Genomic DNA, 19,709 nt, shown 5'->3' with positions numbered 1-19,709 from the left:
CTTATAATCCGATCCCGGCCGATGCCGATTACGGTGTGGCGGGCAAAGCGAAAGTGTCCGGCAGGGCGCGCGTGGTATCGGGCGCGGCCAGAGGTATCGCCATACGGAAAAAATAGTGCTTGACTCGCGCCGGTTAGGCATCCATACTCCTGCCAGCTCCAAAATTAAGATTTACCCTGCTGATTACCATTTCGATGCCGCTTCCGCCGAAGCCGCAACTCGCTCTGATTTCATAAAGTAAGTTCCAATTTTACCGGCTACACCTGCCTCATAGGCAATATTTTAAATTTTTTCAAGGACTTACTTATGTCTACAATCACGACTGGCACCGTAAAATGGTTTAACTCCGATAAAGGCTTCGGCTTTATCGAGCAACAATCCGGCCCCGACGTTTTCGTTCACTTCAAAAACATCATCAATTCCGGCGGTTACAAAACCCTGGAAGAAAACCAAAAAGTCGAATTCAGCATCGGCCGCGGCCCTAAAGGTCTGCAAGCTGAAAACGTAAAAGTCATCTAATCGATTGGCTCTACAGGTTGCGAGTCGCTTGACTCGGCAACCTGTAGTTAAACGCCGAACCGTTACGCACGGAACACGAATCAACCGAATCAAAGCGTTATCGCTCCCGTTCCGGCCCCACCTCAAACATGCAAAACGGCAGTTTTGAGGTATCCCTGCTGAGAGGGCCATTGTTTTCCAACAGTTTGCCCCAGCGCACTGATTTTCCTGCGCCCGATCAAGGCCCGGAAAGTTCAATAACCTCTCTTCCGTTAGCGCCCTGCTCGAAACAGCAGTCGCATACCGCCCACCTCAACTCAGGACACATTTTGAAAAGAATATTTGTCGGCAATTTGCCCAGCGACGCGACCGAAACCACTGTCACTGCTCTGTTCTCCGAATTTGGCAGAGTGCATTCCATCGAACTCGTGATCGACATGTTCAGCGGCAAGTGCCGCGGCTTCGGTTACATCGGTATGGAAGGCCATGAAGCCAGAGCGGCGATAGCCAAACTGAGTGGCTTCCAATTCGGCGGCAATATGCTCAGAGTCGGTTTTGAAAGTGCCGGCGGCAAACAGGGTAGACGCCGTTAACCGAGACCATATCCGGACCCGACTTCAAACAGGCACCGATGCATCGGTGTCTTACGCTTTTCGCTAATCGGTTTCTCCGGTTAGACAAAATCCACTTATTAACGGGATTTCGCTCCCGCATATCGAGAATTTTTCATGCCATTTTCTAAGCTCGGCTTGGCCGAACCTTTAATACGCGCTGTCCGCGAAGCCGGATATAGCGCGCCGACACCGATTCAACAACAAGCGATTCCGCTGGTGCTGTCCGGCCGCGACATGCTTGCCGCCGCCCAGACCGGCACCGGCAAAACCGCCGGCTTTACCTTACCGATTTTGCAACGTCTGGCCCCCTCCGCTAACGGTCGAGGTCGGCCGGTCAGGGCGCTGATATTAACGCCGACTCGCGAGTTGGCGGCGCAAGTGGCCGAATCGGTTGCCAAGTACGGCGTCCATCTGCAGCCACGGCTGAAATCGGACGTCGTTTTCGGCGGTGTCAAAATCAATCCGCAAATGCAGCGTTTGCGCGGCGGCGTCGACATTCTGACCGCGACGCCTGGCCGCTTGCTCGATCTGGTCGCCCAGAACGCTGTCAAGCTGAATCAGGTCGAGATGCTGGTGCTGGATGAAGCGGACCGCATGCTGGACATGGGGTTTATCCGCGACATCAATAAGATTTTGGCCATGCTGCCTAAAACCCGGCAGAACCTGCTGTTCTCGGCCACCTTTTCCGGCGACATTCGCCGATTGGCGCAAACGCTATTGCGCAATCCGGCCCAAGTCGAAATCGCCGCCGAAAACTCAGCGGCCGACAGCATCGAACAAATCGCCTATGCCGTAGAGAAGCCGGCTAAAGCCGGAGTATTGGCGCACTTGATTAAAAGCAACGACTGGCGCCAAGTTTTGGTTTTTACCAGCACCAAACACAATGCCAACCGCTTGACCGACAAACTGAATGCCGCGCAAATCAGCGCCAAGGCGATCCACGGCAATAAAAGCCAGGGCGCCCGCACCAGTGCCCTGGCCGACTTCAAAACCGGCGGCATTCGGGTGTTGGTCGCGACCGATGTCGCCGCTCGCGGCATCGACATCGCCAAACTGCCGCATGTGGTCAACTTCGAGTTGCCGCGTTCTTCCGCCGACTACGTGCACCGCATCGGCCGCACCGGTAGAGCGGGTTTGAGCGGACTCGCGGTATCGCTGGTCTCCGCAGAAGAAAACCAAGCTTTGCGCCAAGTCGAAAAGCTGATCGGCAGTAAAATCGCCTTCGGCGCAATTACCGGTATCGTCCCCGCAAATAGCTCAGAAGCGAAGCCTAATCGATCCGGTTCCGCAAGAAAATAAGCTGGCCGTTTACCACCGAAACGGCATTATCGGCGATGGCGATTGTCGAACCGTATCTCCCCGCCGCTGGGGATCGAGCTCTTGTTTTACGATCTAACTTGCCGGGGGTAAGCTCTGGCAACAGTCGCGCACCTCGCTGGAAAGCTGGATAGGGATTCGTTGTACCGCTTGGACGCCGGCGCAGTTGTTGGCCTCGGCGGTCCGACGTTTTCCCGCTACGCAACGTGGCGGTCCGAATGCCTATTTCTTCATCAAGGCTTGCTGTGTTGCGGATTCCTTGCAAATCCCGCCCATCCCGTAACTGGTTAGCGGCCATAGTCAAGTTCACAAGCGAACGGACGCTCCAACAAGTTAGTTGACCAACGCACTTCATCATATCCATATCGCGCTTCGCAATCCGCTTGGGCAGCGAATACACGCTACCGTTCAATCCCCGGCCGCGTTCAAAGGTCGGAATCGGAAAAACCAAATTTGTCGGAAAGCCTGAGCAATACGAATACCGCTCCTGAGCCGCCGGATTTCGGTGGTGCCGAGCAGAAAGCCAGCACATCCTGGTGTTGCCGCAGCCATAAATTGATATCGTTCTTTAAAACCGGTTGGTTGTCGGGCGAGTTATAGCCTTTGCCGTGAATGATATGGGCACACCTGATGCCGTTTTCGACGCAATCGTGTAGAAAGTTCAGCAGCCGTTGTTTGGCGGCGCGACTGGTCAGGCCGTGCAGGTCGATTTCCACATCCAGGCCGTACTGTCCCTTGCGCAGTTTCTTTAACACGCTTTTTTGCAGGCCGGGCGCCATAAACGCTATACGGTCCTCCTGGAACAAGGTGTCCAATTCGCCGGCAATATCGTTTCGCAACGGGTCTACTTGTTCCAGCGGTTTGCTTTTCGGAAATGGGCGTGGCTTACCGGCCGGCTGCAGATTGACGGTATTGGTATCGATAGCTTTGACTTGGCCTACCGTGTTTCTGAACAGCGCGGAGTCGTCCGGAGAAGTGGTTTTTTTTGTCACGTAAGCTGCTGGTTTTGCGGTTTTTTTGCTAAGATGCGGCAATTTTAATGCGTTTTAATGCAGTATGCACATTCTGATCAGTAACGACGACGGCTATTTGGCGCAAGGGATTAACACGCTGGCGCAAGCGTTGAGCCATTACGCCGAGATTTCGGTCGTCGCGCCGGATAAAAACCGCAGCGCCGCAAGCAATTCGTTGACGTTGGATATGCCGTTACGGGCTACGGCCTGCGATAACGGCTTCGTGCGTGTGGACGGCACGCCGACCGACTGCGTTCACCTGGCGATCACCGGCTTGTTGAAATCCGAGCCCGACATGGTGTTTGCCGGTATCAACCACGGCGCTAACTTGGGCGACGACGTTCTATATTCCGGAACGGTCGCGGCCGCAACCGAGGGCCGTTTTTTGGGTTTGCCGGCGGTCGCCATTTCGCTGGCGTCGGCCGATCCTAAACATTTCGAAACTGCCGCCCAGGTTGCCGTCGAGCTGATGCAGAAGATTCTGGCCCACCCGCTGCCGGAGGACACCTTGTTGAATGTAAACGTACCCGATGTACCGTTACAGCAATTGAAGGGGTATCAAGCCACGCGCCTGGGCCAACGGCATAAAGCCGAAGCGGTGGTTCGCGCCAGCGATCCGCGCGGGCATACCATTTACTGGGTGGGCCCGCCGGGGAGCGAGCAGGATGCCGGTCCGGGCACCGACTTCGATGCGATCCGGAACGGTTTTGTATCGGTAACGCCGCTACAATTGGATTTGACCCGTTATGAGCGTTTGGCAGGCCTGAGCGAATGGTTGGCATTGGAGGCATAGGTATGAGTCGGCGTCTACAAGGCATCGGCATGACTTCGCGGCGCACGCGCGAGCGCATGATTGCCCGGCTGCGGCAGCAGGGTATCACTAACGGCAGCGTGTTGGCGGCGATGGCGGAAACGCCGCGGCACATCTTTGTCGACGAGGCGCTGGAGAGTCGGGCTTACGAAGATACGGCGCTGCCGATCGGCCATAACCAAACCATATCCCAGCCCTATATCGTTGCCAAAATGACCGAATTGTTGCTGGAATACGGCCCGCGGCATAACGTGTTGGAAATCGGCACCGGTTGCGGTTACCAGACCGCGATTCTGGCCAAATTGGTCGGCCAGCTCTATTCGGTCGAGCGGATTGCGCCGTTGATGAAAAAAGCCAGAGATACGTTGTGGGAGTTGGGCATAAAAACGGTCGGTTTCAAGCATAGCGACGGCGGTTGGGGCTGGCCGGAGCATGCCCCGTTCGACGGTATTTTGGCCGCTGCGGCGCCGCCGGAAATTCCGTCGGCATTATTGGAGCAGCTTGCCGTCGGCGGCGTCATGGTCATCCCGGTCGGCCTGGAAGGCATGCAGGAGTTGCACCGGATCACGCGTACCGAACACGGTTTCGAAGACGAAGTCATCGAACGGGTGAGCTTCGTGCCGTTCTTGTCCGGCGTCAGCCGTTAGTTTCGGCTGTTTCCGATTCTCAAATGGCCGCCGTAGCGGAGCGGTAAGATTAGCGATTGGTCCTGGCGTTCCACATCGACCGCATGGCTTGCGCAAAATGCTCGGCAAATTGCCGGCCGGCGAACAGCGGCGAATGCTCCAGCCGTTCCCGTAGCTCCGCGCGTAACCGGCAAAGCCGGCCCGGATCGGCGGCAAAATCCAAGGCTTTCCCCAGGTAGTCCGGCTGGTCTGCCGCAATCCAGTCAGCCAGTCCGGCATTGGTGGCGATCGATTCTCCGGCGCGCGCCAGTAGGCCGTTGCCGCGTAGGGTTAACACCGGAACCCCCATCCATAACGCTTCCACGCTGGTCGTTACGCCAGGATAGGGGAACGTATCCAACGCAATATCAATTGACCGGTAAGCCGCCAAATGTTGCGCCCGATCGCTAAACGGCGGGCTTAACACCAACCTGTCTCCGTCGATACCGTGGCCGGCAAAGCGAGCGACGGTTCGCTCCCGTACCGACGCCTCGCTCAACTGGCTGGCTTTCAGGAACAGTTTGGCATCGGGGAGCTTGCGCAATATTTGAGCCCAGAGCGCCACCGTGTCGTCGCTGATTTTGGTCAGATTGTTGAAACTGCCGAAGGTGATATAACGGTTTTGCTGCGCCGGCAAAGGTTCGACCTCGACAGCCTGTTGCGGCGGCGTAAAACATAAACAAGTCTGCGGCAGACGCCAGACCGCCTCGGTGAAGAGCTTTTCGTCTTCGGCCAGGATCGAGTAAGGGTCGCTGAGTACGTAATCCATGGCCGGGAGGCCGGTCGAAGCCAAATATCCGAGCCAACTGATCTGGACCGGCGCCGGCTTCCAGGCGAATAAGGGCAATCGATTGTGGGCGCTATGCCCGGCCAGATCGATCAGGACATGCACCGCGTCGCGGCGAATCAGCTCGGCAGCGGTTGCGTCGGTCAAGCCGCCGATGTTTTTCCATTCGCTCAGATAGGGTTGCAAGCGCAGCGAATAATGGTCCAAGCCGGGCTGGGTCGCGTAGGCGATGAATTCCACCCGCTGCGGCTCGCTGTTGCGCAACAACGCTAACAAAAAATGTCCGACCGGATGGTCGCGTAAATCCCCGGACACCAGGCCGATCCGTAACCGCTCCGGTGTTTCCTCACACAGCCAATCGCTAAACGGCCGCGCCGCCCGTTCGGCCATGGCCGCGAATTTCCGCGCTTCCTCCCGGTAATTGCAATTCCGGTCATGTGCGTTGTAGTTCAAATGAAACAACAGGCCGCTTTGCGTAGCGATTTGGTCCGGATTCAGAGCCAGACTATTGCGCCAGCAGGCTTCGGCTTCGGCGATACGGCCCTGGCTTTGTAAATTGATGCCAAGATTGGTTACGGCGTCGATATAAGCCGGATTCAGTGCGAACGCTTGGCGGTAGGCGGTTTCCGCTTCGGCCAAGCGCCGCTGCATTTGTAAGGTGGTGCCGAGATTGTTCAGCGCTTCCGGATAATCGGTTTGCCTGGCCAAAGCGTTGCGGAACTGGATTTCGGCCTGTACCAAATCGCCGGCTTCGTAATACAGCGAACCCAACAGACAAAACGCTTCTGCATAATTCGGGTTCAGTTCCAGCGCTTGCCGGCATGTAGCCAGAGCCTCGGCTGTTTTGGCTTGGCGTTTCAGCACCAACGCTAGCTGGTAATGGGTTTCGGCTTGGAGCGGCGCTAGCGCCAGTGCTTTGCGGAAAACCTGCTCGGCGGCGGCGAGTTGGTTTTGCGCTTGTTGGCTGAGGCCAAGCCGCAGCCAGGCTTCGATTGCGGCGGGATTTAAGTCCGTCAGCCGGGCAAAACAGGTTTCGGCTTCGCGGTAGCGGCCCAAATTGTAGAGCAGGCTGCCCAGATTGGCATACGCGGCTGCGTTGTCCGGCTCGAGTTGCAAGCTACGGCGGTAGGCGTCGATGGCTTCGGCAAAGCGGCCTTGGCCGTGCAAAGCCGACGCGTAATTCAAATGGGCCTCGGTGTCGTCGGGTAGCAAATCGGCGGCGCGGGCCAGGGTCTGCAGCGCGTCCGGGAAAAACTGCTGTTGCAGCAAGAATAAGCCCAAGGTTTTCCAAACGATCCCCGACTCGGGAAACAGGGCGAGTAAGCGGCGAGCGAGTTGTTCGCCCTCGGCATAACGGCCTTGCTGGAAGTTTGCATACAACAATTGCAGATCCGCCGCGGCCGGGGCGGCCAGAACCTGTTCCAAAGCCGCGATATCCGGCCCCTGACTGCCATAACGTTGTTTGGCGTCCTGTAACGCTTCGCGCGCTTGCGGATAACGCCCGGCCTGAACCAGCGCCTGCAGATAACTCAGCCGGAACTTGGGCTGTGCCGGATTGGCCGCCATGGCGCGTTCGAGGTGGTTCAGCGCAACGTCGAATTGGCCTACCTGTAATGCCAGAATCCCCATGTTGTGGTGCGTGTCGGCATGCTCGGGCTCTAGCTGCAATACCTGAAGGTACAGCCCTTGCGCCTGGGCCAGTTGCCCGGCTTGGTGCCGGGCAATGGCGTCTCGCAGCGTCTGCTGCAGTTTGTCGTCGGGCATCGCCGTTACGCGTTGGTTACACCGGTCCGCGCGGATTTGCAACGATCTCGCACAACGTCTGTTCCAGATTGCGGCAGAACAATTCGGTGTCGAACAAGGGATAGGATTTTTGATTCTCGAGCAGTTTGGTTTTGATGTCGGCCAGATAAGCGCTGTCGTTGGCCAGTTTCAATGCCAAAGTCTCGTACTCTTGCAGCGAGTGTGCGATCAATTCGGGCAAACCGATTGCATGCAACAAACTCGCCGCGACGCGGCCGGAAAAGGTATTGCCCAGGTAAGTTACCACCGGCAGTCCCACCCGCAACGCGTCGCTGGCGGTGGTGTGCGCGTTGTAAGGCGTGGTATCCAGAAACATGTCGGCCAGCCGATAGCGGGCCAGATGGTCTTCCACCGCCGGGACGCGAGTGGCGAACACCAGCCGGTTCGGGTCGATACCGCGTTGTTCCGCTTCCCGGCGCAAATTACGTTGCGCGGGTTCGTTCAATTTCATCAGCCACAACACGCTGCCGGGTACTTGCCCGAGCAGACGCATCCAGATGTCGAACATCGGCGGATTGATTTTGTAATCGTGGTTGAACGAGCAAAAGATGACGCCGGTTTCCGGTAAGCCCATTTCGGCGCGGGTTGGCGTACGTTCGGCAATTTTCAGATTCGAGTCGGTCGGCAGATAAGCGTTGGGCAGATAGGCGACTTTCTCGCTGTAATATTTTTGATGGCCTTCCGGGATGACGACGCGGTCGGCCAGGATATAGTCCATATAATCCAGACCCAACGAGCCGGGGTAGCCCAGGAAATTGACGTGGATCGGGGCCGGCCGGTAACTGAAAATATCGGTGCGGGAGTCGGCGGTATAGCCGGCCAAATCGATCAGCACGTCCACTTCCAGGCTACGGATCAATTCCGCGATTTCCCAGGATTTTTTGCCGCGCACGTCGATAAATCGGCCGAATGCGTTTTCGAAGCGTTGCCGCAATGCGCCTTTGTCGTCCAAACCGAGCGAAATGGCAATGGTCTCGAATTTGGATTGGTCGTGGTGCTCGATGATGCCGGCCATCAAATGCCCGACCGGATGCTCGCGAAAATCCGGCGACACGTAGGCCAGACGGATTTTATCGTGCCGGTAGCGCTCGCCGTTCCATAACGCCTTGTTTTTCGGCGGAAACAAATGCTCTGCGAAAATCTTGACGCATTGCAGCAAATCTTCCGGCGAGTTGGACAAGGACATGAACGGCAGCGTTTTGCAGACCTTGCGCCCGGCGCGGACGCCGGTTTCGATAATATCGCGGCTTTCCTCGAACCGGCGCCAGTCGCAGCAATGTTGTTCGGCGTGAAACAGCAAACCTCGGCCGTAATCGAATTCCGGATTGGCCGCCAACAGTTGCTCGAACAGCGGAATCGCGTCTTCGTAGCGGTTCATTTCGGTCAGGATAATTCCCAAACCGGCCAGCGCCTTATCCGACTTAGGATTGACTTTTAGAGCTTCGTTAAAGCTTTCGATCGCTTTGACGTGTTGTTTGATCTCGTAGTACAGGTTGCTGCGGTTGATCATTGCGCTTTCGTAGGCCGGATCCAGCGCAATCGCCTGTTGGTAGGCCGCCAACGATTCGTCGAAACGTCCCAGAGATTGCAGTACCACGGCTTGCACGAAATGCGCCGGCGCATAACTGCGGCCGGTGTCGCTGGCGATGGCTTTGCCGATCCAGTCCAACGCCTCCTGTTGTTCGTCGGCTTGCGACGCAAGCACCGCCAGCGAGTACAGCGCCGGGAAGTTTTGCGGTTGCAGTTGCAACACTTCCAAAAACAATTGCTTGGCTCCGGGGGCGTCATTGCTGTTTTGCAACTCCAACGCTTTCATGGTTTTCTGCTGGACGACGGTGGCATCGTTGGCGCTAAGCAGCGTGGCGGTCGGCGTCGTCAGCGCAAAATGGCTGGGTAGGTTGTTGGTGTATAGCTCAGCCAACTGCGAGCCTTCTCTGCGGTCCAGTTCTTTCAGTACCAGCAGGCAAAAATCGGGCGACTGCACCACGCTGTCCAATATCGCCGCAAGTTTGCGCAATTGCAGGTTGCTGAGCCGGTCCAGTTTTCGAAAGTCTCGCACGAACACTGCGTCGGACCAGATCGCCTGCTTGATGCCGGCGTAGGGGTTGTCTTTCAGAACCAGCGGTTTGAAACTGCGCGGTACGATGCCGGTGAAGCAGTGGAACATAAAACCTTGCGAGCGCAGGAATTGTTCGACTTCGGCAAACAACGGCTGGCCTTCGTATAGCTCGACGAATTCGACTTCGGTCCAAATCACCAAGGTATCGGCGAGCGCTTTGGCGCCGCCTTTGAACACGTCGAGCTCGCCGCCTTGGACGTCGATTTTGACCATATCGACGTTGCCCAAGTCGCTGAGTTGGTCCAGGCTGACCGTTTCGACCGGGTGTTCGGCAACCAACTGCACCACGTCGCCCAGTTGGAAAAACGCGTCCAATAACGGTTTATTCGGTTTGTACAACGAGCCGGTCATGAACCAGTTGGTCTCGTAGTAAGTCGCCGGACCGCCCTTGCCGACGAAATAGGGCAGGTAGCGGTAGGATGCGTTACCGGCGTAAATCTCGCATAACTTGGCGTGCGCCTCCGGATCGGGCTCGAATCCGACCACGGTCGCCAAATCGGCTTGCATCAACGGTGCGTAAGGTTCGGTCAATTGGCCGTGAGAACTGGCGCCGATATCGACGATATTGACTCGCAACGGCTGAGCTTCGGTTCTTAATAAGGCGTCGAGCAGGTTGAAAGCCTGCGGCAGGTTTAACAGGCCCCGCCAAATGCTTATGTTGTTGCGATTGTTTTGGACGATCAGTTGCTTGATATGCTCGGGAATCGGTTTTTGCCGACGCAAGCTGGCCAGCGCATAGCGGCGGGCGATGCCGACCGATAAGTTCGGGCTGTTTTGGATCAAATCCAGCACGCTCAGCGGATCGGCCAAAAAATAGGAAGAAAAACTGCGCTTGGTCTCGTAGAACTCGATCAGCAGGCATTTCAACCATTCGCCGACCGACCCGACGACCGGGCGTTTCAAGTCCCGGCTCAGCGGCGGCAGAAACGGGTGGTGGAAGTCGGTCAACACGTTGATGTTTAACAACAATGTGGCTGCGGTCGACAAGGCGGCAGCACGCATGCCCAATTTGTAGTAAACGTAAACCAGCATGACCAGCCAGGGCGTCTTTTCCGACTCGGCCGCTATGTTCAGCGTGTTGTGCGGCTCGGCTAAAATTCTGGCTTGCTGCAGCAAGTTCAACTTTTCGCCCGCAGTGCGGTTGCCCCATTCGTAGGCGGCGCAAAGCATCAGTAGTTGCCGAAAATCCGGCGCCAATTCGCCGCTGTCGAGCGGCAGGCAATAGCGGGAGTAATCGCAACCGGCAAAAAAAGCGTCGACGTCGAAGTTGTCTAACGTTACGGCGGATTGCGGGATAGCTTCCAGTAACAAACCGCGTTGGCGCAATATTTCCGCCCGATCCGGTTTGCAGGCGAACAGGTTTAAGGTCTCGCTATGTTGAGCGGCATCGAACTCGACCAAGACGTTGGGCTCGGCGATCAAGCGGTAAATGCCGAAACCGAATTGGCGGACGGCGTCGATCAGGCCGTGATTGATTTGGCTGCCGTGCATTAACTCGAACATCAATAGCGGCGACTGTTCGCTGAAAAAGCGTTGGCCGCCTTTCAGCACATTAACCTCTTCGCCTTCGGCGTCCATTTTGACGAAATCGACCGTTACGCCTGGAGCATATTCGGCCAAGCTGTCGTCCAGGGTGCGTAACTGGATGGTCTCCTTATTTTGGCCGCTGCCGCTCAACGAGTTAAGTTCGCTGTTGGCCGATACGCTGATTTCCGCTTGCCGGGTGGTATCGGATAAGCCGAAACGCAGCAGGTTGACTTTACCGGAAAAGGCGTTCAGCTCGATGCTGCGCTGCAACATTGTTCCCGGCGCCGAGGTCGGTTCGAACGCCCAGACCCTGCCGCTGTCGAGCAGTTTAGCGATGCTTAGTGCATATACCCCATGATTGGCGCCGATATCCAGACTGTTCATGCCCGGCTCGATGTAGCTCCGGATAAAATCCATTTCGTCTTCGAACCAATCCTCCTGTTCCAGCAACACGTAGGGGGTCATCAAATTGATGTCGCTGGCCGCGCATACGCTAACGCCGTTCTCGATATCGATCGGCCAAAAAGGGGTTTTCTCCATGTATCTACCTTGTTTTGCGTTGTGGTTGCGAGTTTCGGGAATCGTAGGCAATAAAAATTCGGTTCCGGCGGCTCGGGGCTGCCGCTGTGCATGCAAAACTGCTGAGTTGCCACGGCGGCCGTATTCTGGAAATTATAGACTGCCGGCAGTGTTTTTATTTGCCAGGCATTAAGGCCCGCCGAATAACGGCAATAAAAAAGCCGTCCCCGCTCGCGCAGGGGACGGCTTTTGGGCTTACGGCTAGAGCTTATCCGATCAGGATGTCGTTTGCTCCGGTACCGGAGGTTGCCAAAGCGTCTGCCGTGGAGATACCGGTCAATTTGATCAACAAATCGCCGCCGGTGTTTTCTTGGAACACATAAGTATCTGAACCCAATTTAAACGCGCTAACTGCGCCATCTACTGTCGTCATTGCTCTCGCAACTTCAACCCATTGAGGCAAAGTACTAATGTCTCCAGCATCAGCGCCACCCAAAGTAATGATGCCATTCAAGGTAGTAGCCGTTATATCTTTACTGGGAGCAACACCGCTAAGTTTATCTTTTATATCTATACCAGCGGCATCGGCAGTAATAGTTGGGTTACCCAACTCAAGAGTATCCGGGTCAGTACCATCGGCCAGAATAAAGCCGTTTATTGTGTCGAAACTGCCGCTCTGCACGTTGCCACTGTCACCAGCCGCAAATACGAAGGTATCTGCACCGCCACCTCCCGTCATCGTGTCTGCACCCGCACCCCCCGTTATTTCGTCAGCCAAACTAGTGCCTGTGATGGTGTTGGCGTCGGAATCTCCAGTAATAAGCACTTTGTCGACACCTGTATCGAAAGCGTCGCCTGAACCGAATGCGTCAAAGGTCAGGCCCGCTAAGCTGACCGCCGTACCACCGACGACGTTGACTTGCAAGGTTGCTGCAGCAGCCCCTGTAGCGTTCACCAGTAATGTCGAGCCGGTCAATTGCGCGCCGGTGAAAGTTGCAGTTTGGGTGGAGGTAATAATCAACTCTTCAACATTGGTGATGCCAGAGTTACCGGCTCCGGCAAAATCGGTGCTGGTAACGACTTTCAGGATATCCCAGTCGGTACCTCCGTTTATGGTTTCGCCGAAACTGACGTCGCCGGTATCGAACACAAAGGTATCGTTGCCTGCGCCGCCGGACAGGTCATCCGCACCGGTTCCGCCGTCGATAGTTTGAGCGCCGTCGCCGCCGACAATCACGTCTGCCACCGTAGTGCCTGTTACCGTCGAAGTAGTTTCGATGCCAACTGTGTCTACCGTGCTGTAACCCAGCGTTGCCAGTCTGGTGACCTGGGCGCCGGTCAGGAAATCGAGCTGGTTGGCGGTGATCGCACCGACTTGGGTCGAAGTCAACGCATCGAGCTGGCTGGTGGTCAGTACCGCAAACTGCGCTTCGGTCAACGCCTGGATATCCGAAGTCGACAACGCGTTCAATTGAGTTGCCGTCAGTTTTGGCAGTTGGACTGTGGTTAACGCTTCCACTTGGGTGGTTGTCAAAGCGTCGATTTGCGCAGTTGTTAACTTATCGATCACGTTGGTGGAAATCGCCGCAATTTGGGTCGTCGTCATTTTTTGCAAATCGGCGACTTCGATCGAAGCAATTTGGTCCGAGGTCAACGCACCGACTTGAGTGGTACTCAACTGGCTGATTTGCGACGTGGTTAGCGATGCAATTTGGCCGCCGGCGCCGGCAGACAAGGCCGCAATCTGGGTAGTGGATAGCGCGGCCAACTGGGTTGTATTCAAAGCCTGAATTTGCGATGAAGTCAGTGCGGTCAAGCCGCCGGTAGCCAATAAGCCCGCCACGTTGACGAAAGCCATGTCGCCGGCTTCGATTTTGGCGACTTGCGCATTCGACAGTGCCGACACTTGGGTCGATGTCAGCGCCGAAACTTGCAAGGTATCCAAGGCCACGACTTGGTCTGTGGTTAGCGCCCCCATTTGGTCTGTCGTCAATCCACTGATTTGCGTGAGCGACAGTTTTTGCAGGTCGGCGGTTTGGATCGCTTCGATTTGCCGCGTGGTCAGTTGTGCTATTTGCGTTGCCGACAGTGCCGCGAACTGGGCCGAAGACAACGTTGCAATCTGGCCGTCCGTTCCCAGCGTCAAAGCTTGCAATTGGTTGGAAGTCAAAGCCCGCAATTGGTCGGTCGTCAACGCCGCGATTTGGCCGTTGGTTGCCGTGGTCAAGGCTTGCAGAGCCAAAATCGACAACCCTTTGATCGCGTCGGTGGTAACCGCTCGCAAGTCGGCGGTTTCCATTTTCACGATTTGGTCGGCACTCAGCGCCCCCAACTGGGTCGAGCTAAGCGCTTGCACTTGGCTGCTGGTCAGTTTTTCCACTTGCGAAGTCGTCAACGCCGAGATTTGGGTAGATGTGAACGCCTCGATTTGCGTGGTTTTCAATGCCGCCAAGTCTGCCGTTTCCAGCGCTTGAATCTGGTTAGTGGTTAGTTTTTGCAATTGGTCACTGGTTAATGCCACCGCTTGTTCGGTGGTCAGAGCGGCAACTTGGCCGCCGGCTCCCAGAGTCAATGCCTGAATTTGCGTTGTCGTCAGTGCCGCAACTTGTGCCGTCGTCAGCGCTGCGATCTGGCCGTTGGTTGCCGTGGTCAGCGCTTGCAAGCTATCGGTAGTCAGGCTTTGCAGCGCCGTTGCGGAAATCGCCCGCAAATCGGCGGTTTCCAATCCGGCTATTTGACCCGGGGTTAGAGCGGCAACTTGGCTACCGCTCAAATTCGCCGCTTGGTCGGAAGTCAGCGCCGTCACTTGCGATGACGTCAAAGCGGCGACTTGAGCGGTGGTCAACGCCTGGATTTGCGGAGTCTTCAAGGCTGCTATGTCGGCAGTTTCCAAGGCTTGGATTTGCTTGGTAGTTAATTTGCTCACTTGGGTGGTGGTCAAATTGGCTACTTGATCGGTCGTCAAAGAGGCGATTTGACCATCGGCTTCCACGGTCAAAGCCGTCAGTTGCGTTGTGGTCAAGGCTGCAACTTGGTTTGTGGTCAACGAGGCGATTTGGCCGTTGGTGCCGGTGCTCAGAGCCTGCAGCGCGTCGGTGGTCAGGCTTTGAATTGCGGTGGTGGTAACCGCACTCAAATCCGCGGTTTCCAAGCCGGCTACCTGGCCCGGTGTCAAAGAAGCCACTTGTGCACCGCTCAATTTTGCCGCTTGATCGGAGGTCAATGCGGCAACTTGAGTGGAGCTCAAAGCGGCAACTTGGCCGGTTGCGCCAGTGGTCAAGGCTTGAATCTGAGCCGCTTTCAGCGCCGCTATATCCGTCGTTTCCAATGCCTGGATTTGGTCGGTAGTCAGCGACGCAATCTGGCTGGCTTGCAGATTCAACACTTGGGTTGAGGTCAGTGCGGCAATCTGACCACTGGCACCGGCAGTCAACGAAGTGAGCTGGCTACTGGTCAGCTCGGTCAATTGCCTGGTAGTTAAAGCGGCAATTTGGCCGTTGGTTGCGGTAGTCAAAGCTTGAATAGCCGAAGTCGACAAGCCTTTAATCGCATCGGTTGTCACTTGTGCCAAATCCTCGGTTTCCATTGCGGCGACCTGGTCGGCGCGCAACGATGCCATTTGCGCCGAGGTTAGAGCTCCGGCCTGGGTTGTAGTCAGTTTTTGCACTTGGGTGCTGGTCAATGCCGCGATTTGGCCGGCAGTTCCGGTTGTCAGGGCCTTGATTTGGTCTACCGTCAGCTTTTGCAAATCGGCGGTTTCGATCGCAGCGATCTGATCGGGCAGCAATTGAGAAATCTGAGTGGTTGTCAGTTTTTGAATCTGCTCGGTGGTCAGCGCGGCGATTTGGCCCGCGGTGCCGACCGACAACGTCTGCAACTGGTCGGAGGTCAGCGCCTTGATTTGCGAGGTGGTCAAACCGGCGATTTGGTTGCTGGTCAGTGCCGAAATTTGGTCGGTCGACAAGCCGCCGATCGCGGTTGAAGCGAGATAAGCCAAGTCGCCGGAATCCAGTGCGGCAATTTGGGCATCGCTCAACGAAGCGATTTGGCTGGAGGTCAACGCTTCGACTTGGCTCGTGGTCAGGCTCTGTACTTGGGCTGTCGTTAGAGCGGCAATTTGCCCGGTTGCGCCGGTAGTCAGTGCCGCGATTTGAACCTTGCTCATCGCTACCAAATCGTTGGTTTCCAGTGCCGTGATTTGCGCAATTCTCAAAGCGGCGATCTGTGTCGTACTCAATTGCTGGACCTGATCGGCGCTTAAGCTAGCGATTTGGCCGGCTGTGCCTTCGGTCAATGCCTGCATTTGGGTAGTGGTCAACGCCGCGATCTGGTCCGGCGTCAATGCGGCAATTTGTACCGTCGACAATTCGGTAATCTTGTCGGTCGATAGAGCCTTCAGCGACGTTGTCGACATGTTGGCGATGACGTTGGTGGTCAGCGCTGCAAAGTCTACCGCCTGCATGTTTTCGATTTGGGTAGAGGTAAACTTGTTGAACTGGGTGTAGGTCAACGATGCGGCTTGGGCTGTAGTCAGGGCTTGAATCTGATTCGCGTTCAGAACGGCTATCGCATCGGTGGCCAGCTTGGCCAAAGCACCGGTGGCCCCGGTGGTCAGTGCGGCGAAAGACGGTGTCGGCATATTGGCGACTTGGGTCGCGGTTAATTTCGACGCCTGGTCCGCGGTTAAAGCTGCGGCTTGGGTAGTCGTCAACGCGGCAATTTGCTGCGTAGTCAGGCCTTGCAATTGGGTGCTGGTCAAAGCGGCGATGGCATCGGTTTTCAGTGCCGAAATATCGGAAGTCTCGATCTTCGCCAACTGAGTGACGCTGAATTTAGTGACTTGGTCCGAAGTTAAAGAATTGACCTGCGCGGAGGTGAATTTAGCTATCTGAGATGTGGTCAGGGCGGCAATTTGCGCAGAAGTCAAAGCCGCAACTTGACCAGTCGCGCCGGTGGTCAGAATCGCGATTTGGTCAGTAGCCAGTGCTTGCAAGACCGCAGTTGCCAAACCTTTGATGGCCGCCGTGGATATGGCCGTAAAATCGGTCGATTCCATGATCGCTATTTGGGCCGAGCTCATTTTGGCGAGTTGAGTCGATGTCAAAGCAGCCGCTTGCTCCGAACTGAATTTTGGCAATTGGCTGGTCGTCAGCGCGGCAATTTGAGTCGTGGTCAGACCGGCAACTTGGTCTGTGGTCAGGTCGGCGATCTGGGTAGTAGACAACGAGGCTATCACGCTTGAACTCAAGCCCTTAATCGCATTGCTGCTCAATTTTTGGAAATCGGCGGATTCGAGGTTGGCGGCTTGGGTCGTAGTCAGGCCGGTCAGTTGGCTGGAACTGAACGATGCTGCTTGCGAGGTGGTCAACGCGACAATCTGGTCAGTGGTTAAGGCCGCGACTTGCAGGCTGGTCATGCCGGCAATCTGGCCGGCACTGCCTGTGGTCAGCAATTGGATTTGGTCGGTGGTCAGATTGGAAATGACCCCGGTCGACAAGCCTCTAATACCGATGGACGAGAAGTTGACGAAATCCGCGGAATCCGTGGTTTCGCTGATCAACACGCTGAATTGGCCGGTGCTAAGTGCCGCCACCTGAGCCGATGTCAGAGAAGCTTCCTGATCGGAGCTCAGAGCTTCCAATTGCGTCGATGTCAAGGCCGCAATCTGAGAGGTCGACAAACCGGCCAACAAGCCGGTCGCGCCGGTGGACATGCTGGCAATCTGGGCGGTAGTCAAACCGGCGATCGTTGCGGTGGATAGGCCTTTGACGCCGGCCGGAGACAATTTTGCGAAATCCGCGGATTCCATCGACGCAAATTGATCGGAGGTGAATTTGGCGACTTGAGTCGATGTCAACGATGCGGCTTGATCGGTGGTAAGCGCGGCAATTTGGCCATTAGTGCCGGTAGTCAACACGGCAATTTGAGCGGTGGTCAGTGCCGCGATCTGGCCGTTAGTGCCGGTGGTCAGACTGGCGAATTGCGTGGTAGTCAGGTTCGCTACGATTGCGGTTGAGAGGCCTTTGATGCCTAATGACGTGATCGCGGCAAAATCCGTGGCTTCCATCGACGCAAACTGGGCTGTGCTCAAGATTGCGACTTGGCTGGATGTTAAAGAACCCGCTTGTGCAGTCGTCAGAGCTTCGATTTGTGTCGGCGTCAATGCCTGAATTTGGGCGGTGGTCAACGCAGCGATTTGCCCGGTTGCTCCGGTGGTCAGTGCCTGAATTTGCGAGGTAGTCAATGCGGCCAAGGCGTCGGTCGTCAGGCCTTTGATGCTGGCAACTTTGATTTTCGCCAAATCGGCGGTTTCGAAACTGGTGATTTGATCTGAGCTGAATGCGGCCATTTCGGCGGATGTCAGCGAAGCGGCCTGATTGGTTGTCAGCGCAGCTATCTGGCCGGTCGCGCCAGTGGTCAACGCCGCGATTTGTGCGGTGGTGAAGCCTGCTACCGCAGAGTTGGACAATTCGGCAAAATCGGCGGTTTCGATGGCTTGAACTTGACCGGTCGACAGTTTGGAAATTTGGGCTGCCGTCAACGCCGGTGCTTGCGTCGTGGACAGTGCGGCAATTTGGCTGGTGGTCAACGACGAGATGTTGGTGGTGGAAATGCCGGCGATTGCGCTGGAACTCAGCGCCGCGAAATCGGCCGTTTCCATGTCGCTCAATTGGTCGGAGTTAAATTTGCCGACTTGGGCCGCAGTCAACGAGGCGGCTTGGCCGGTAGTCAAAGCTCTAATGTGGCCGCTGGCGCCGGTGGTCAGTGCCGTGATTGCGTTGGTCGTCAATTTGGCCAGGGCGCCGTTGGCTCCGGTGGTCAAGGCGGCGAAATCCTCGGTTTCCATATTGGCTACTTGGGTCGAGGTCAATGCCGCGGCTTGAGCGCTGGTCAAAGAACCGGCTTGCGACGAACCGAAAGCCACGATTTGGTCGCTGGTCATCGCCGCGATTTGCGCGGTCGTCAGTCCGGCCACTTGGCCGTTGGTGCCGGTGGTCAGTTTCTGGATTTGCGTAGTGCTGAGCGAGGTCAGCACGGAGGTGGTCATGCCTTTGATCGCGCTGCTGGAAATCGCGACTAGATCGGTCGATTCCATGGCCGAAAACTGGCTGGAAGACAATGCCGCAATTTGGGCAGAAGTGAATGCAGCGGCCTGCTGCGTCGACAAGGCCACGATTTGGCCGTCGGTTGCGGTGGATAATGCCGCAACTGCGGCGGTCGACAAACCACGGATAGCATCGGAATCCAATGCGGCAAAGGCGGAGGTCGACAAATTACTGATTTGAGTCGAGTTAAGCGCTGCAGCTTGAGCCGAAGTCAAGGCCGCGGCTTGGGCGGAGGTCAAGGCGTCGATTTGAGTTGACTTCAGTGCTGCAACTTGCAAGGTGGTCAAACTGGCAACTTGACCAGCGCTGCCGGTGGTCAGCGCCGCCACCTGAGCGTCGGTCAAACCCGCCACGGCGGACGCTGTCAGGCCTTTGATCGCGGCGGTGGTGATACTCGCCAGCGCATCGGTCGAGATTTGCGCCACTTGCGCAGAATTTAAGCGTGCGACTTGCGCATTGGTCAAGCCGTCGGATTGGGCGGATGTCAGGTTTTGAATCTGCGTCGTCGTGATAGACGAGATGGCGGACGTGGTCAATTGGCTGAGCGCAGAATCCTTCAGCGCGCCGAAATCGGCATCATCCAGCGCGGCGACTTGAGCGCCGCTGAGGTACTTGGCCTGATTGGAAGTCAACGACGCGACTTGGTCGAAGGTCAACGCTTTAACTTGCGTAGTTGTCAACGCTGCGATTTGTCCAGCGCTGCCCACACTCAGGCCGGCGACTTGGCCGTTGGTGCCGGTCGTCAGCAATTGAATCTGCGTCGTGGTCAGGCCGCTGAGGACGGCGGTAGTCATGCCGGCGATCGCGGCCGATGAGATCGCACTAAAATCGGCAGTTTCCAGCGCACCGACTTGCGTGGAGGAGAATTTGCTGATCTGCGATGCAGAAAGTTTGTTAATTGCCTCGGTCGTGAATGAAGGTATCTGATCG

General features: G+C 56.3%; 10 protein-coding genes. 6 read left to right on the top strand and 4 right to left on the bottom strand.

What is annotated here, in order from left to right:
- Positions 1 to 306 precede the first annotated feature (306 nt).
- The 3 genes from MKFW12EY_RS17960 to MKFW12EY_RS17950 all read left to right on the top strand — a co-directional run bounded on the left by MKFW12EY_RS17960 (position 307) and on the right by MKFW12EY_RS17950 (position 2,411).
- Positions 307 to 519, top strand: a complete 213-nt coding sequence (locus MKFW12EY_RS17960) for a cold-shock protein (RefSeq protein ID WP_064022702.1) — start codon at positions 307 to 309, stop codon at positions 517 to 519.
- A gap of 308 nt (positions 520 to 827) precedes the next feature.
- Positions 828 to 1,091 carry an RNA recognition motif domain-containing protein gene (locus tag MKFW12EY_RS17955; RefSeq protein ID WP_054759316.1) on the top strand — a complete coding sequence of 88 codons (264 nt, stop codon included), beginning with the start codon at positions 828 to 830 and terminating at the stop codon, positions 1,089 to 1,091.
- A gap of 135 nt (positions 1,092 to 1,226) precedes the next feature.
- Positions 1,227 to 2,411, top strand: a complete 1,185-nt coding sequence (locus tag MKFW12EY_RS17950) for a DEAD/DEAH box helicase (protein ID WP_054759318.1) — start codon at positions 1,227 to 1,229, stop codon at positions 2,409 to 2,411.
- A gap of 443 nt (positions 2,412 to 2,854) precedes the next feature.
- Here MKFW12EY_RS17950 and MKFW12EY_RS17945 read toward each other — a convergent pair whose 3' ends face one another.
- Positions 2,855 to 3,421 (bottom strand): Smr/MutS family protein, encoded by a 567-nt coding sequence (locus tag MKFW12EY_RS17945; RefSeq protein WP_054759320.1) that lies wholly within the window; start codon positions 3,419 to 3,421, stop codon positions 2,855 to 2,857.
- Between the two features lie 64 nt (positions 3,422 to 3,485).
- On the opposite strand from MKFW12EY_RS17945, the gene surE reads away from it, so the two are divergent.
- Both surE and MKFW12EY_RS17935 read left to right on the top strand, forming a co-directional pair.
- Complete coding sequence (gene surE / locus MKFW12EY_RS17940) at positions 3,486 to 4,235, top strand: 5'/3'-nucleotidase SurE (protein WP_064039575.1); 750 nt, start codon at positions 3,486 to 3,488, stop codon at positions 4,233 to 4,235.
- Positions 4,236 to 4,237: 2 nt separating this feature from the next.
- Positions 4,238 to 4,900: a protein-L-isoaspartate(D-aspartate) O-methyltransferase gene (locus tag MKFW12EY_RS17935; RefSeq protein ID WP_064022698.1), complete on the top strand. Its 663-nt coding sequence runs from the start codon at positions 4,238 to 4,240 to the stop codon at positions 4,898 to 4,900.
- Positions 4,901 to 4,949: 49 nt separating this feature from the next.
- On the opposite strand, the gene MKFW12EY_RS17930 is transcribed toward MKFW12EY_RS17935, so the two are convergent.
- The 3 genes from MKFW12EY_RS17930 to MKFW12EY_RS17920 form a co-directional block, all read right to left on the bottom strand.
- Positions 4,950 to 7,469: a tetratricopeptide repeat protein gene (locus MKFW12EY_RS17930; protein ID WP_221053508.1), complete on the bottom strand. Its 2,520-nt coding sequence runs from the start codon at positions 7,467 to 7,469 to the stop codon at positions 4,950 to 4,952.
- Between the two features lie 16 nt (positions 7,470 to 7,485).
- A complete protein-coding gene (locus MKFW12EY_RS17925; protein WP_221053507.1) occupies positions 7,486 to 11,694 on the bottom strand; it encodes an FkbM family methyltransferase in 4,209 nt (1,402 codons plus the stop codon).
- 247 nt (positions 11,695 to 11,941) lie between these two features.
- Positions 11,942 to 19,582 (bottom strand): beta strand repeat-containing protein, encoded by a 7,641-nt coding sequence (locus tag MKFW12EY_RS17920; RefSeq protein ID WP_245006526.1) that lies wholly within the window; start codon positions 19,580 to 19,582, stop codon positions 11,942 to 11,944.
- On the opposite strand from MKFW12EY_RS17920, the gene MKFW12EY_RS23205 reads away from it, so the two are divergent.
- Positions 19,572 to 19,706 carry a hypothetical protein gene (locus MKFW12EY_RS23205; protein WP_256360505.1) on the top strand — a complete coding sequence of 45 codons (135 nt, stop codon included), beginning with the start codon at positions 19,572 to 19,574 and terminating at the stop codon, positions 19,704 to 19,706. The two genes, MKFW12EY_RS17920 and MKFW12EY_RS23205, sit on opposite strands and share 11 nt — an antisense overlap.
- The last annotated feature ends 3 nt before the right edge of the window (positions 19,707 to 19,709 follow it).

The sequence above is a fragment of the Methylomonas koyamae genome, assembly GCF_019669905.1.
Lineage (GTDB): Bacteria > Pseudomonadota > Gammaproteobacteria > Methylococcales > Methylomonadaceae > Methylomonas > Methylomonas koyamae.
Note: the sequence above shows the minus strand (reverse complement) of the source record. Positions and strands in the feature narration are given on the sequence as shown.

Coding starts and splice junctions, on each gene's coding strand:
- MKFW12EY_RS17925 (WP_221053507.1), bottom strand. CDS start 11,694: ATGGAGAAAACCCCTTTTTGGCCGATCGATATCGAGAACGGCGTTAGC.
- MKFW12EY_RS17930 (WP_221053508.1), bottom strand. CDS start 7,469: ATGCCCGACGACAAACTGCAGCAGACGCTGCGAGACGCCATTGCCCGG.
- MKFW12EY_RS17950 (WP_054759318.1), top strand. CDS start 1,227: ATGCCATTTTCTAAGCTCGGCTTGGCCGAACCTTTAATACGCGCTGTC.
- MKFW12EY_RS23205 (WP_256360505.1), top strand. CDS start 19,572: ATGCCGGCGATCGCGGCCGATGAGATCGCACTAAAATCGGCAGTTTCC.
- MKFW12EY_RS17960 (WP_064022702.1), top strand. CDS start 307: ATGTCTACAATCACGACTGGCACCGTAAAATGGTTTAACTCCGATAAA.
- surE (WP_064039575.1), top strand. CDS start 3,486: ATGCACATTCTGATCAGTAACGACGACGGCTATTTGGCGCAAGGGATT.
- MKFW12EY_RS17935 (WP_064022698.1), top strand. CDS start 4,238: ATGAGTCGGCGTCTACAAGGCATCGGCATGACTTCGCGGCGCACGCGC.